This is a genomic window from Ralstonia chuxiongensis (assembly GCF_024158925.1).
In the GTDB taxonomy this organism is placed as follows: domain Bacteria; phylum Pseudomonadota; class Gammaproteobacteria; order Burkholderiales; family Burkholderiaceae; genus Ralstonia; species Ralstonia chuxiongensis.
Window position 1 is genome coordinate 64,319 of sequence record NZ_JAMYWC010000008.1, and the last position, 13,769, is coordinate 78,087.

13 protein-coding genes are annotated in these 13,769 nt (G+C 62.4%); 10 read left to right on the top strand and 3 right to left on the bottom strand.

The window, feature by feature from the left end:
• Positions 1-13: 13 nt before the first annotated feature.
• A complete protein-coding gene (lptM, locus tag NKG59_RS23125) occupies positions 14-247 on the bottom strand; it encodes an LPS translocon maturation chaperone LptM (protein WP_004634541.1) in 234 nt (77 codons plus the stop codon).
• A 138-nt stretch (positions 248-385) separates the two neighbouring features.
• Between lptM and cyaY the strand changes: the two genes are divergently transcribed.
• Entirely contained in the window at positions 386-730 is a 345-nt protein-coding gene (cyaY, locus tag NKG59_RS23130) for an iron donor protein CyaY (protein ID WP_253541873.1), read from the top strand.
• A gap of 70 nt (positions 731-800) precedes the next feature.
• Here cyaY and NKG59_RS23135 read toward each other — a convergent pair whose 3' ends face one another.
• Entirely contained in the window at positions 801-3,212 is a 2,412-nt protein-coding gene (locus NKG59_RS23135) for a penicillin-binding protein 1A (protein WP_045203024.1), read from the bottom strand.
• 452 nt (positions 3,213-3,664) lie between these two features.
• Here NKG59_RS23135 and pilM point away from each other — a divergent pair, with 452 nt between their 5' ends.
• The 8 genes from pilM (at position 3,665) to NKG59_RS23175 (ending at position 11,744) form a co-directional block, all read left to right on the top strand.
• On the top strand, positions 3,665-4,735 hold the full coding sequence (gene pilM / locus NKG59_RS23140; protein ID WP_253541876.1) for a type IV pilus biogenesis protein PilM: 1,071 nt from the start codon (positions 3,665-3,667) through the stop codon (positions 4,733-4,735).
• 10 nt (positions 4,736-4,745) lie between these two features.
• Complete coding sequence (locus tag NKG59_RS23145; protein ID WP_045203026.1) at positions 4,746-5,378, top strand: PilN domain-containing protein; 633 nt, start codon at positions 4,746-4,748, stop codon at positions 5,376-5,378.
• A gap of 2 nt (positions 5,379-5,380) precedes the next feature.
• On the top strand, positions 5,381-6,040 hold the full coding sequence (locus NKG59_RS23150) for a type IV pilus inner membrane component PilO (protein WP_045203027.1): 660 nt from the start codon (positions 5,381-5,383) through the stop codon (positions 6,038-6,040).
• A complete protein-coding gene (locus NKG59_RS23155) occupies positions 6,037-6,582 on the top strand; it encodes a pilus assembly protein PilP (RefSeq protein ID WP_045203028.1) in 546 nt (181 codons plus the stop codon). The genes NKG59_RS23150 and NKG59_RS23155 overlap by 4 nt, the downstream gene beginning before the upstream one ends.
• Positions 6,583-6,584: 2 nt before the next feature.
• Complete coding sequence (gene pilQ, locus NKG59_RS23160; RefSeq protein WP_301288250.1) at positions 6,585-8,744, top strand: temperature dependent type IV pilus secretin PilQ; 2,160 nt, start codon at positions 6,585-6,587, stop codon at positions 8,742-8,744.
• A gap of 138 nt (positions 8,745-8,882) precedes the next feature.
• Positions 8,883-9,455 carry a shikimate kinase gene (locus tag NKG59_RS23165; protein ID WP_253541881.1) on the top strand — a complete coding sequence of 191 codons (573 nt, stop codon included), beginning with the start codon at positions 8,883-8,885 and terminating at the stop codon, positions 9,453-9,455.
• Positions 9,452-10,558 carry a 3-dehydroquinate synthase gene (gene aroB / locus NKG59_RS23170; protein ID WP_253541883.1) on the top strand — a complete coding sequence of 369 codons (1,107 nt, stop codon included), beginning with the start codon at positions 9,452-9,454 and terminating at the stop codon, positions 10,556-10,558. The genes NKG59_RS23165 and aroB overlap by 4 nt, the downstream gene beginning before the upstream one ends.
• 19 nt (positions 10,559-10,577) lie before the next feature.
• A complete protein-coding gene (locus tag NKG59_RS23175; RefSeq protein ID WP_253541885.1) occupies positions 10,578-11,744 on the top strand; it encodes a deoxyguanosinetriphosphate triphosphohydrolase in 1,167 nt (388 codons plus the stop codon).
• A gap of 219 nt (positions 11,745-11,963) precedes the next feature.
• On the opposite strand, the gene NKG59_RS23180 is transcribed toward NKG59_RS23175, so the two are convergent.
• Positions 11,964-12,638 carry an OmpW/AlkL family protein gene (locus tag NKG59_RS23180; protein WP_232041176.1) on the bottom strand — a complete coding sequence of 225 codons (675 nt, stop codon included), beginning with the start codon at positions 12,636-12,638 and terminating at the stop codon, positions 11,964-11,966.
• Between the two features lie 249 nt (positions 12,639-12,887).
• On the opposite strand from NKG59_RS23180, the gene NKG59_RS23185 reads away from it, so the two are divergent.
• Positions 12,888-13,613, top strand: coding sequence for a transposase (locus NKG59_RS23185; RefSeq protein WP_253541887.1), 726 nt, complete (start codon positions 12,888-12,890; stop codon positions 13,611-13,613).
• Positions 13,614-13,769: the final 156 nt, after the last annotated feature.

Sequence of the window (13,769 nt, forward strand, 5' to 3'; positions counted from 1 at the left end):
AAAAAGGACCGGATCAGCGATTCGCGGGTACCGCGCTGGCGGCATCGGCGGCTGCGGGTTTGGCGCCCGGCACCGGCGGTTGCGGCACGGCGTTCGGCCCGGCGATGCCGGGGTCGGTGGTTTGCGGCGCGGTTGGCGCCGGCGGCACCTTGGGCATGTACAGCGGCCCGCGAATCCCGCAGCCGGATAGGCCTGCGACCGTCAGGGTCAGGCCGACAGTGGCTACAATGGCGGCGGTTCGTATCATCGGATGATGGTGCAGAAAGGATGCCCCAGGGGTGTAACCCTTGCGGCGATCGGAGTCATATGGGACGAGGCGCCTGCTGGTCAGGAAGGGCCGGAAATGGCCGCCACGCAACGTCCGCGCAAGATTTTGGAGTGTAGCATGCCCCCCCTGAGCGAATCGGAGTTCCTGGCGCTGGCTGAAGCGGAACTCACCCGCATCGAAAGCATTGTCGAAACGTCCGCCGACGAGGCCGATGCCGACATCGAGGTCACCCGGACCGGTAACGTGCTTACGCTGGAATTCGACGATGGCTCCAAGATCATCATCAACAGCCAGGCGCCGATGCAGGAACTGTGGGTGGCAGCGCGTGCCGGCGGTTTCCACTTCCGCCGCGGTGACGACGGCCGCTGGGTCGACACGCGCAGCAAAGAAGAGCTGTATGTCGCGCTGTCGCGCTATGTCAGCCAGCAAAGCGATGTGGATGTGACATTGGCCGCCGGTTGAGCGCAACGTTCTCGTCGGATGCCGAAAAGAAAAGCCGCCCCGAAGGGCGGCTTTTTCGTGGGCGCGAAGTTCAGTTGCCGCGGAACATGTCGAGAATCTTCTGCTTCTCCTGTTCCTGCGTCGGCGCCAGATTGACGCCAGGCTGCGGCTGGTCGCCGGCCGGTGCGGATGCTCCCGGCATGGCATCGCCCAGGCCCACCGAAGCCACGCCCTGACCGTTGGCGTATTCCTCGTAGGCCCAGTCGCCGGCCATCTGTACGACGCCTTCGGGCGGCTGACGCTCGGTCTGGGGCTCACCCTTGAGCGCGTAGCTCATGTAGTTGATCCAGATCGGCAGGGCCAGGCCGCCACCGGTTTCGCGATCGCCCAGGCTGCGCGGGTTGTCGTAGCCCATCCAGGCCACGCCGACCACCTTGGGTGTATAGCCGCAGAACCAGGCGTCGAACGAGTCGTTGGTGGTGCCGGTCTTGCCGGCCATGTCGTTGCGGCCCAGCTTGACCTTGGCCTGGTAGCCCGTGCCGCCAGACACCACGCTGCGCAGCAGCGAATCCATGATGAAGTCGTTGCGCGGATCGATCACGCGCACAGCGTCTTTGCCAGCCGTCATCGGATGGCTTTGCTGTACGACGGTGCCGCGCGCATCCACCACGCGATCGATGATGTACGGATTCACGCGATAGCCGCCGTTGGCGAATACCGAGTAGCCGCTCGCCATCTGCAGCATCGTCACCGAACCTGCGCCCAGCGCCATCGGCAGATAGGCCGGGTGCCGATCGGCGTCGAACCCGAAGCGCGTGATGTACTGCTGCGCGTACTGCGTACCAATCGCGCGCAGGATGCGCACCGACACCAGGTTCTTCGACTTCTGCAGCGCGCGGCGCATCGTCATCGGGCCGTCATAGCCGCCGCCGTAGTTCTTCGGCTCCCACACCTGGCCGCCGGTGTCGCCGGTCGGGATGGAGAGCGGCGCGTCATTGATGACCGTAGACGGCGAGAAACCCTTGTCCACCGCCGCCGAGTAGATGAACGGCTTGAAACTCGAACCCGGCTGGCGCCAGGCCTGCGTGACGTGGTTGAACTTGCTGCGGTTGAAATCGAAGCCGCCGACCATCGAGTAGATCGCCCCCGTCTGCGGGTCCAGCGAGATGAAGCCTGAGGCCACTTCCGGCAACTGCGTGATCGACCACTTCTGCGTCTTCGTGTCCTGAATCACGCGGATCACCGCACCCGGCCGCAGCTTGATCTTCGGCTGCGCATTGTTCGACAGAGCAGCCTGTGCAAAGCGCAGGCCGTCGCCCGCCAGGTCGATCGTCTCGCCGGTGAGCATTGTCGCGCGCACCAGCTTGGGCGTCACGCTCACCACCACCGCAGATTGCAGATCGTCGCTGTTCGGATGTTCGAGCAGGGCGTCGTCGATGGCCTGCTCGCGGTCTTCCGCGTCAGAGGGAAGATCGATGAACGCTTCCGGGCCGCGATAGCCGTGACGGCGCTCGTAGTCGAGAATGCCGCGGCGCACGGATTGATAGGCGACGTCCTGGTCGGCCTTGCGCAGCGTGGTGTAGACATTCAGGCCGCGCGTGTAGGTTTCTTCGCGGTACTGCGCGTACATGAGCTGACGCACCATTTCGGCGACGTACTCGGCGTGCACGTCGAACTCATGGCCTTCGCCGCGCACCGGCAGTTGCTCGTTGATGGCCTGGGTGTACTGCTCCGGGGTGATGTAGTGCAGGTCGCGCATGCGCTGCAGGATGTACTCCTGGCGAACCTTCGCGCGCTTCGGATTCACCACCGGGTTGTACGCCGACGGCGCCTTGGGCAGGCCGGCCAGCATGGCCGCTTCGGCCAGGGTGATGTCCTTGATGTTCTTGCCGAAGTAGATTTGCTCGGCGCTCGCAAAGCCGTACGCGCGCTGGCCCAGGTAAATCTGGTTCATGTACAGCTCGAGGATCTGATCCTTTGTCAGGCTCGCCTCGATCTTGTACGAGAGCAGCATCTCGTAGATCTTGCGCGTGTACGTTTTCTCGCTCGACAGGAAGAAGTTGCGCGCCACCTGCATCGTGATGGTCGACGCGCCTTGCGACAGGCCGCCGTGCAGGTTCGCCAGGCCCGCGCGCAGCACGCCGATGAAGTCGACGCCGCCGTGCTCGTAGAAGCGGTCATCTTCGATGGCCAGCACTGCGCGCTTCATCACCTCGGGCATCTGGGTGATTGGCACGAAGCTGCGGCGCTCCTCACCGAATTCACCGATGAGGACGTTGTCGGCAGTGTACACGCGCAGCGGGATCTTCGGGCGGTAATCGGTGATCGCGTCGAGCGACGGGAGGTTGGGCGCGGCGACGAGCAGGGCATAGCCCAGCAGCAGCGCTCCGACGACCCCCATGGCAACGAACAGGCCGAGCATCCAGAGAAGCAGTCGCATCCACAACGGGCGGCGGGCTTTGGGCGGCTTGGGCGAAGCTGGGGTGGTTTGGGCAGTAGCCATTACAGGTGGGCACCGGGGGTGTCAGTCAGCGTGGCGGCGATTATATCGTCGAGGCTTCAAGGGTCTGGCGGCATCGGACGTAACAGCACGTAACCAGTGTCACCTCAGCGCACGAGGCTGCACTTGTGCGCCGCGTCATGCTCACTGGGCATGCGAATTGTGCGCCCGCCGTACCTTGATTCAAGGCGGCTAAGAATCCGCCGATAGAAGTAGACGGAGCGGAAATCAAGTCAGACGAAAGGGGTATCCCCCGACCGTGGGGTTTTGACAACGCTTTCCGAAGGGCATGGCGGGAAATGCATCGCGGTCCGCCTGAGCGTTTGCCTGTTCTAAAGGATTTTGTGAGAATCCAGCAGCAAATCTAAGCAGGCTATGGCGCACGTTGGATTTGCGACGGGCGCCAGGGTTCAAAAAACTATAAACGGTGGGGTGTCTCTGTGCGACGGGGTTTGTTGTCCGGCCTGCTGCGCCGCAATATCGTCGGGATAGATATCGGGTCTTCCAGCGTCAAGGTGGTGGAGTTGTCCGCCAACGGCAAGCAGGGAGATTTCCGTCTCGAAAAATGCGCCAGCGAGCTGATTGAACGCAGTGCCGTCGCCGACGGCAATCTGGTGAATATCGATGCGGTGGGCAATGCGCTCAAGCGTGCCATCGCCAAGGCTGGCATTCGCGGCAAGGAAGCCGTGCTTGCCATTCCCGCAAGCCTGACGGAATCACAAACCGTCAGCCTGCCCGACAACCTGACCGAAGACGAGCTTTTCGTGCAGGTCGAGAGCGAAGCCAACCGGCTGTTTCCCCCCTCGCAGAACGTCAATTTCGACTATGTCGTGATCGGCCCGTCCGAAACGGAAGGCGGGATCGGCGTGCGCGTGACCGCGACGGTTTCCGAGCGCGTGACCGAGCGCGTGACGGCCGCCGAGATGGCCGGGCTGAAACCGATCGTCATGGATGTGGAAGAGAACGCCATCCAGCGCGCCATGACGCACATGCTGGCCGTCAATCCGGACGCCACCGAAACCGAGACGCGCGACATGCCCGTCGTGGCGATGTTCCATCTGGGCGGTGCGCGCTCGCACGCACTGTTCTACCAAGGCTGGAAGGAGTTGTACGACCAGCCGATGTCCGGCTCGGGCGACCAACTCACGCAAAGCATCTCGCGTCTGTTCTCCCTCGACCTGCTCAAGGCCGAGGTGAAGAAGCGCAAGAACACGTTGCCCGACGAATATCGCAGCCAGTTGCTCAAGCCCTCGCTTGAGACGCTGGCCATGGAAGTCGGTCAGGCGATCCAGAATTTCCTGTCAACGTCGAGCGTCGGACGCGTGGACGAGATCGTGCTCTCGGGCGGCCACGCATCGTTACTAGGCGTGCAGACCGCGATCCAGCAACAGACGCAGATCAATACGACGCTGGCCAATCCGTTCGCCAACATGGGCGCGGCCAAGAACGTCAACGCGCGCTATCTGCAGCGCGATCTGCCGGCCTACATCGTCAGCGCGGGCCTTGCCCTGCGCGGGCTGCAATAAGGAGCAGACGATGGCCAATGAAAGCGCGAATGCCGTGAATGCGCTCCCGAACGTCAATCTGCTGCCGTATCACGCAGAGCGACGTGCCGGTAAGCGCAAGAAAGTCTTCATGAGCCTGGGCGGCGCTGCCGTTGCGGGCGCTGCGGTGGTGTTCCTGGGTGGCATGGTGATCGATCACCAGACCGAAGAGGCGCAACGCATCAACGACATCCTCACGCAGAAGAACGCGGAGATGGACAAGCAGATCGCCGAGGTCAACACCCTCAAGAAGGACATCGACGACCTGCTGCAACGTCAGCAAGCGGTGGAAAGTCTGCAGAACCAGCGCAACCGCCCGGTGCAGTTGCTTGAAGAACTGGTGCGCCAGGTGCCGGACGGTATCTATCTGACCTCGCTCAAGCAGGATGGCGAGCGTTACACCGTATCGGGTGTGGCGCAGTCCAACGAGCGTGTGTCGGACCTGCTGCGCAACCTGGGAGCGGTGCCCTGGCTGGATCACGCCGAGCTGGGCGAATCGGTGGCCACCACCATGACCAACAACCTGAAGGAACAGCGCCGTCTGTTCAACTTCACGATCCGCTTCCAATGGAAGGCTGAGCCGGCAGCGCCGGCCAAGCCGGGTGCGGCCACGGCGAGGAAATAACCATGGCGCTCTCGACCGAAATTTCGCTGGAAGACCTGGTCAGCCAGTTCCGTGGCCTGAACCTGAATGAGCCGGAAACGTGGCCGATGGCGCCGCGCATCCTGTTCATGATTCTCTCCGCCGTGCTGGTGATCGGACTGGGTTGGCAGTTCTACTGGAGCGGCAAGTTTGACGAGCGCGACGCCAAGCGCACCGAGCAGAGCAACCTCAAGTCGGCATACCAGAGCAAGCTCGCGCAGGTGGTAAACCTTGAGGCGCTGCGCAAGCAGAAGGCCGAGGTGGAGCAGCGTGTCGCCAAGCTTGAGCTGCAACTGCCTAACAAGACCGAAATGGATGCGCTGCTGGCCGACGTCAACCATGCCGGTATCGCACGTGGCCTGACTTTCGACCTGTTTCGCCCCTCTGGCGCGGTGATCAAGCCTTATTACGCCGAGATTCCGGTCGCGGTGAAGGTAAACGGCCGCTATCACGACATGGCGCTGTTTGCTGCTGACGTGGCGGCCCTGTCACGCATCGTCACGCTGCAGAACATCTCGCTGACGGGCACCAAGGATGGCGGCATGGTGATGGAAACACGCGCTGAGGCCTACCGGGCGCTCGACGCCGACGAGCAGGCGGCTCAGCGCAAGGCGAATGCCGCTGCCAAGGGAGGCGCCAAATGAGGGGCCGCACCATGAGCCGTCGCCGCATGTCGCACGTTCTGCGTCTGTCGCCGCTGTGCCTGGCCGTCGTGCTGACAGCCTGCGGCGCGAGCGAAGACGATGAATTGCAGCAATGGATGCAGCAAGCGCGCCAGAGCGTCAGTACGACCGTGCCGCCGCTGCCTGAGCCCAAGCCTTACGCGCCGCGCGAATACACGACCACCAAGCAGACTGATCCGTTCAGCGTGCAGAAGGTGGCAGAACTTTCGCGCGCGCAAAACGAATCGCCGGAACCGAATCGCCGTCGTGAGCCGCTGGAAGACTATCCGCTGGAAGCCTTCAAGCTGGTCGGGACGATGAAGCGCAATGGCGAGACGGAAGCCGTCCTGTCTGTCGGGGACAAGACGCAGCATGTGCATGTGGGGCAGTACATCGGACAAAACTATGGTCGCATCGTCCGCATCGGAGACCAGGAACTCACCCTGCGTGAGCTGGTGCGCGAAGGCACGACCGAATGGAAAGAAAAAATGACGACCCTGAAAGTTCAGGAGAGCGCGCAATGACGATGCGTCTTGTGAAGGGCGGCCTGTCACAGGCAACCCGAGTGGCCCGGGGGGGCGCGGTGGCATGGCTTTCGCTGTGTCTGTTCATGATGGCCGGTCAGGCCGTCGCTCAGCAGGCAGCGCCTGCGGCGGCAGTCTCTGGCAACACGATTGAAAAGGTGGAGCAGGCCACGGCCGGTGAATCCACCGTGGTGACGGTCACGCTCAAGAGCGCGCCGACGCAGAAGCCGGTGGAGTTCAGCACGCAGCAGCCTGCGCGCATCGCCATCGACTTCTTCGGGGCGACATTCGCGCAAGGCCGCGCCAATTACCAATACGGCGGCAAGCTGCTGCGTTCGGCGAACGTCGTGCAGATCGGCGACCGTACCCGCGTCGTGCTCGATCTGTCGCGCCAGACGCAGTACAAGTCGGAAGTGCGCGGTAATCAGTATGTGCTGACGCTGGAAGCTGCGCCGGTGGCAGCGGCTGTCGCGGCGCCGACCTTCTCGGCCCCGACACCCGTCGCAGGCGCCGAGCGCCCGGCGGTGCGCAACGTTGACTTCCGCCGCGGCGAGGATCTTGCCGGCCGCGTGGTGGTCGACCTGTCGACTGCCAACTCGGCGATCAACATCGCCCAGCAAGGTCAGAACCTCGTGGTCGACTTCGTTGGCGCGACGCTGCCGCAGTCGCTGCGTCGTCGCTATGACGTGAGCGATTTTGGTACGCCCGTGCAGGCCATGCGTGCCACGGACAACGGCACTGGCGCACGCCTGATCATCGAGCCGCGCGGCAACTGGCAGTACAGCTCGTACCAGACCGACACGCAGTTTGTGGTGGAGGTGCGCCCGACCAAGGAAGACCCGAACAAGCTGATTTCCGGCCCGGGCTATCGTGGTGAGCGCCTGTCGCTGAACTTCCAGAACATCGATGTGCGTTCGTTGCTGCAAGTCTTCGCCGACTTCACGAACCTCAACATCGTGACCAGCGACAGCGTGACGGGCACCCTTTCGCTGCGTCTGAAGGATGTGCCTTGGGATCAGGCACTGCAGATCGTGCTGGATTCGAAGGGCCTGGCGTCGCGCCGAAACGGCAACGTGCTGTGGGTTGCCCCGCGAGGTGAGCTGGCGACGAAGGAAAAGGCTGAGCTGGAGTCGCAACAACAAGTGACCGAGCTGGAACCGCTGCGCAGCCAGGTGTTCCGCCTGAACTATCAGAGCGCTGGAGATGTGCGCAACATGCTGCTGGGTACTGGAGCCGCAGGTGGAGCAGGCGGTGCTGCTGGTGGCGCCGCGACTTCACGGATTCTGTCCAAGCGGGGCTCGCTCACGGCGGATACGCGTACGAATCAACTGTTCGTCTCCGACATCCCCAGCAAGCTCGAAGAGGTGCAGGCCTTCCTCCAGAAGATCGACATTCCTGTTCGTCAGGTGATGATTGAGGCGCGCATTGTTGAGGCGGACGACACGTTCAGCCGTAACCTGGGTGCCAAGCTGGGCTTCGCGTCGAAGACAAATGGCGCTGGTTACGGCAACACCTACACCAACGTGGTGTCGCCTGTGACCAAAGATGCCACGTGGGACAACAGCCCGGCGATCAGCTTCCCCGCCAACGGCATCAACGGCGTGAATGCAGCCAGCGTGGCCGTGAGCCTGTTCAATGCCGGTGCCGGCCGTTTCCTGGCGCTGGAGCTGTCTGCGCTGGAAGCTGACGGTCGCGGCAAGATCGTCTCCAGCCCGCGCGTGGTCACTGCCGACAACATCAAGGCGTTGATCGAGCAAGGTACTGAGATTCCGTACCAACAGGCGACCTCTTCTGGTGCGACTTCGGTGTCGTTCAAGAAGGCCAACCTGAAGCTGGAAGTGACGCCCAAGATCACACCGGATGGCAATATCTTCCTGGATGTGGACGTCAACAAAGACAGCGTGGGTATCCAGACCACCAACGGCTTTGCCATCGATACCAAGCACGTGCAGACGCAGGTGCTGGTCGAGAACGGCGGCACGGTCGTGATCGGCGGTATCTACACGCAGAACGAGCGGACCGACATCAACAAGGTGCCGTTGCTGGGCGATATTCCGGTGCTGGGCAACTTGTTCAAGAGCACGAGCAAGATCAATAACCGCACCGAGCTCCTCGTCTTCCTGACGCCGCGAGTGCTGTCTGACCAACTGTCGCTGAAGTAATCGGCGGCGGTATTCCGATCTGAAAGCCCGGCCTCCTGAGTGGAGCGCCGGGCTTTTTTGTGTCCTGCTTCCGGGTTTGTGCAGGATGGTGACCAAATGCCACTACAATCAAGCTCAAATTCCTGATTTCACGCGATTTTGTCTGTTTCGAACGTATTTTTCGTCGGCTTGATGGGCGCGGGCAAGACCACGGTCGGCCGGGCGGTGGCGCGTCGGCTCGATCTGCCGTTCTTCGACTCTGACCACGAGATCGAAGCGCGCTGCGGCGTGCGTGTGCCGATCATTTTCGAGCACGAGGGCGAAGTGGGCTTCCGCGATCGCGAAACCCACATGATCGACGAACTCACCTCGCGCGATGGCGTGGTCGTCGCCACTGGTGGTGGAGCCGTGCTGCGGGCCGAGAATCGCGCGCTCCTGCGCGAGCGCGGCACTGTGATCTACCTGCGCGCCAATCCGCATGACCTGTATCTGCGCACGCGTCACGACAAGAACCGGCCACTTCTGCAGACCGAAAACCCGCGTGCCAAGCTTGAAGAACTGCATGCGATCCGTGATCCGCTATACCGTGACGTGGCGCACTTTGTCATCGAAACGGGCAAGCCCACCGTCGCCCAGCTTGTTAATATGGTCCTGATGCAACTCGAGGTGGCCGGCATTGTGGTGCCGCCCGCAGGCGCCTCCACCTCCTCGCAAGTCTCCCCTCAGTCATGATTACCGTTGATGTTGACCTTGGCGATCGCGCCTATCCGATCCATATCGGCTCGGGACTGCTGTCCAAGGCCGAGTTGTTTGCTCCCCACATTCGCGGTGCGCGTGCCGTGATCGTCACCAACGAGACCGTCGCACCGCTCTATGCAGCCAAGGTCGAAGAAGCCATTCGCGCGCTTGGCAAGGCCGTCGACACGGTTGTGCTGCCCGATGGCGAGTCGTTCAAGAAGTGGGACACGCTCAACCGTATCTTTGATGCGCTGTTGACGGCCGGCGCAGACCGCAAGACCACGCTGATCGCGCTGGGCGGCGGCGTGATCGGCGACATGACCGGCTTTGCCGCGGCCTGCTACATGCGCGGCGTGCCGTTCATTCAGGTGCCGACGACGCTGCTGTCGCAAGTCGATTCCTCGGTGGGCGGAAAGACGGGCATCAACCACCCGCTGGGCAAGAACATGATCGGCGCGTTCCATCAGCCGCAAGCGGTGCTGGCCGATATCGATACGCTACGCACCCTGCCCGCGCGCGAACTGGCCGCCGGCATGGCCGAGGTCATCAAGCACGGCGCAATCGCCGATGCCGATTACTTCGCCTGGATCGAGCAGAACATCAAGGGCCTCAACGATTGCGATACCGACCTGATGGCCGAAGCCGTGCAGGGCTCGGTTCGTATCAAGGCGGCCGTCGTGGCGCAGGACGAGCGCGAAACCGGCCTGCGCGCCACGCTCAATTTCGGCCATACCTTCGGCCACGCCATCGAGGCTGGCCTGGGCTACGGCGAATGGCTGCACGGCGAAGCCGTCGGCTGCGGCATGGTGATGGCGGCAGACCTGTCGCATCGCCTGGGCTTTATCGACATCGACACGCGCAACCGCATCACTGCGCTCACGCGTGCGGCTGATCTGCCGACGGTGGCACCGGACCTGGGCGTCGATCGCTTCATCGAGCTGATGCGCGTCGACAAGAAGGCTGAAGCCGGCGAGATCAAATTCGTGCTGCTGCGCAAGCTGGGCCAGGCGTTCGTGACCACGGTGCCCGATACCGATTTGCGCGCCACCTTGCAGCACGCCGTGCTGCGACCACCGACCGAAGCGCCCGTCGCCTGAGACAAGACGAGATGGCCCTATGAACGACCGATTTGATTTGCCGTCCGCGCCGTTCGACCTCGAAGGCCCTCTCGCTCCCTACGCCGCGCATTCGGCGCAGACGCGGGGCCGCGTACACGCCGAGCCCCCCTCCACCTCGCGCACCGAGTTCCAGCGCGACCGCGATCGCATCATCCACAGCACCGCGTTCCGTCGGCTCGAATACAAGACGCAGGTCTTCGTGAATCACGAAGGCGACCTGTTCCGGACGCGGCTGACGCACAGTCTAGAGGTCGCGCAGATTGGCCGTTCGATTGCGCGCAGCCTGCGTCTGAACGAAGACCTGGTCGAAGCGGTTTCGCTGGCACACGATCTGGGTCACACGCCCTTCGGCCACGCTGGCCAGGACGCGCTCAACGACTGCATGAAGCCGTATGGCGGCTTTGAACACAACCTGCAGAGCTTGTTGGTGGTCGATCGTCTGGAAGAGCGCTACGGTGGTTTCGACGGTCTGAACCTGACGTTTGAAACGCGCGAGGGCATCCTCAAACATTGTTCGCGCAATAACGCCGCCACGCTGGGTGACCTGGGGCGGCGCTTTCTCGAAGGGCAACAGCCTTCGCTGGAAGCCCAGCTTGCCAACCTCGCCGATGAGGTTGCGTACAACAACCACGATATCGACGATGGCCTGCGCTCTGGCCTGATTACGCTGGAGCAACTCGAAGGCGTGCCGCTGTGGGCGATCCACCGGCGCGAAGCCGAGGCCGCGTTCCCGAATGTCAGCGGCCGGCGCCTGATCAACGAAACCATTCGCCGCATCATCAACGCGCTGATCGTCGATCTGATCGGCACCACGCGCGCCGGCATTGCTGACGTTGCGCCGCAATGTATTGATGATGTGCGTGCCGCGCCAGCGCTCGTCGCGTTCTCCGAGCCGATGCGTGAAGAGGCGCGCGCGCTCAAGCGCTTCCTGTTTGACAACCTGTATCGGCATTACCTCGTGATGCGCATGGCCGCGAAGGCGCGCCGCATCATCGACGATCTGTTCCGCGTCTTCATGGACGACCCGCGCCTGCTGCCACCGCAGTATCAGGCAAAAGCCAACCCCGAAGAGCAGCCGCGCTGGATTGCGCATTACATCGCTGGCATGACGGATCGTTACGCCATCAAGGAGCATCGCCGCATCTTTGCCGTGGATGCGGTTTGAGTAACGGCGGTAGCGGTCGAGCCGCTATCCGACCGCCTGGCTCCCAAGCGATCTGAAACCAGATCAAAATCAAACGCCCAAAAAAAATGCCCGGCCGCCCCAACGCATGCCGGGCCGAACGCGCCAACCACCGCCGACGAGCGCCCCCGCCGTCGACGGCCCCTGCGGCACGTCGGTAAAAGTCGATCAGGACAGTGTCAGTTCGCTGATCGCCCTCCCTTAAAAGCGATAGCCCAGGCCGACGCCCAGGAGCCACGGGTCAACCTTGACCTTGCTGATGGTCTGGCCGGCCATCTTCACGTCGGCGCTGATCCAAGTCTTCTTCAGGTCGACGTTGAAGTAGAGGCGTTCGGTCAGGCGATAGTCGAAGCCGGCCTGCAGTGCAGGGCCAAAGCTGTTTTTGCTGAGGTCCAGCGAACCAACGCCCGGCACCTGCAGATTCACATTCGAGATGCGGGTGTAGTTGATGCCCGCGCCCACGTACGGCTTGAAGCGCGACTCGGGCGTGAAGTGGTATTGCATCGTCAGGATGGGCGGCAAGTGGCGGAAGCTGCCGATCTTGGTCGGGCCGCCCAGCGCGCTTTGCATGACCGTGACGTCCTGTTGTTGCGGGTAGGTCAGGATCAGCTCGGCCGCGAGGTGTGGCGTGAAGAAGTACGAGATGTCCAGCTCGGGCAGGACCTTGTTGTTGATCTGAATGGCGTCAGCCGGAATGGCCAGTGCGGGCACCGCGTCGGATTTATTGGCGGCTGTCAGGTTGACGGCGCGAAGACGCACCATCCAGTTGCCGGTGGCCGGCGCCAAATCCGTACTCTGCGCAAAGGCGGTCTGGCTGAATCCGGCGGCAAGCATTCCAGCGGCTACAGCTACGGTGGCTAGGCGGTGAAAAGCCATGAATCGCTCCCTCTTGTGTCGTCTCGTGATGTGATGGAAGCAAGTCTCGCGGGGAAGTCGCTTGGCCGATTTGCTCGGGATCAAGTTCACCCCGTCGTCGATGGCGCGTACGGCCGCCGATTTGACGGCACGCAAACTCTGCCGTTGCCTCTCGACGACAGCCGGCATGCAAGCGTTTGCCTGCCGAAAATTGGGGACAGGTTCACCGGCTTCACGCTACGATGGCGCTTTTTGCCGCACTGTCTTTCCATGGCCCGCTTGCCTCGCCTCAGTCCTACCGACGTCCCTGTGCACGTGTTGCAGCGCGGCAACAACCGCCAGATCGTTTTTCGCGGTGACGACGACTACGCGTTCTATCTCGACACGTTGCGCATGGCTGCGCGCGAGCACGACTTTGCCGTCCATGGTTTCTCGTTGATGCCCAATCACGTCCACCTAGTGGGTACGCCCAAGGTGGCGGACAGCCTTTCGCGCACGCTGCAGGCGGTCGGACGGCGCTATACGCGATACTTCAACGCCGCCGCTGATCGCAGCGGAACGCTATGGGAAGGGCGTTTCCGCTCGACCGTACTCGACCCGGCCGAATGGGTGCTGCCGATGCTGTTGTATGTGGAATCCAACGCCGTGCGCGCGGGTCTCGTCAGCACGCCGGAAGACGACCGATGGAGCACGTATCGACATCATGTGGGCATTCAATCCATCCCGTGGGTGAGTGACCACTATTGCTATTGGCGCCTTGGTAACACGCCTTTCGAGCGCCAATCTCGCTATCGAACGTTATGGCATGAAGGTTTGGGTCCAGACCAGCTGGCGCAGATTCGCCAGCATGTGCATAGCGGCTGGCCACTCGGAAACGAGGCGTTTCTCGCGACGCTGGCACGCGCCGGCGGCCGTCGCGTTGCGCCATTGCCGAAGGGGCGACCGCCTCGCCAACCCGCAGAAGTGGCCGTGGAGGGCGGCGCGCGCACCGACTAGCGAGGTAACGGAGCCGTCATGCGCAGCCGTTTCAATGCAGCCGAATTTAATCTGTCCCCACTAATAAACCCGCACTGTTGTCGTGCATTTATTAATTTACTCCGACCCCATTTAAAAACTTTTGCCTGTTACAGGCTGCTCTTTTATATTCGTTTC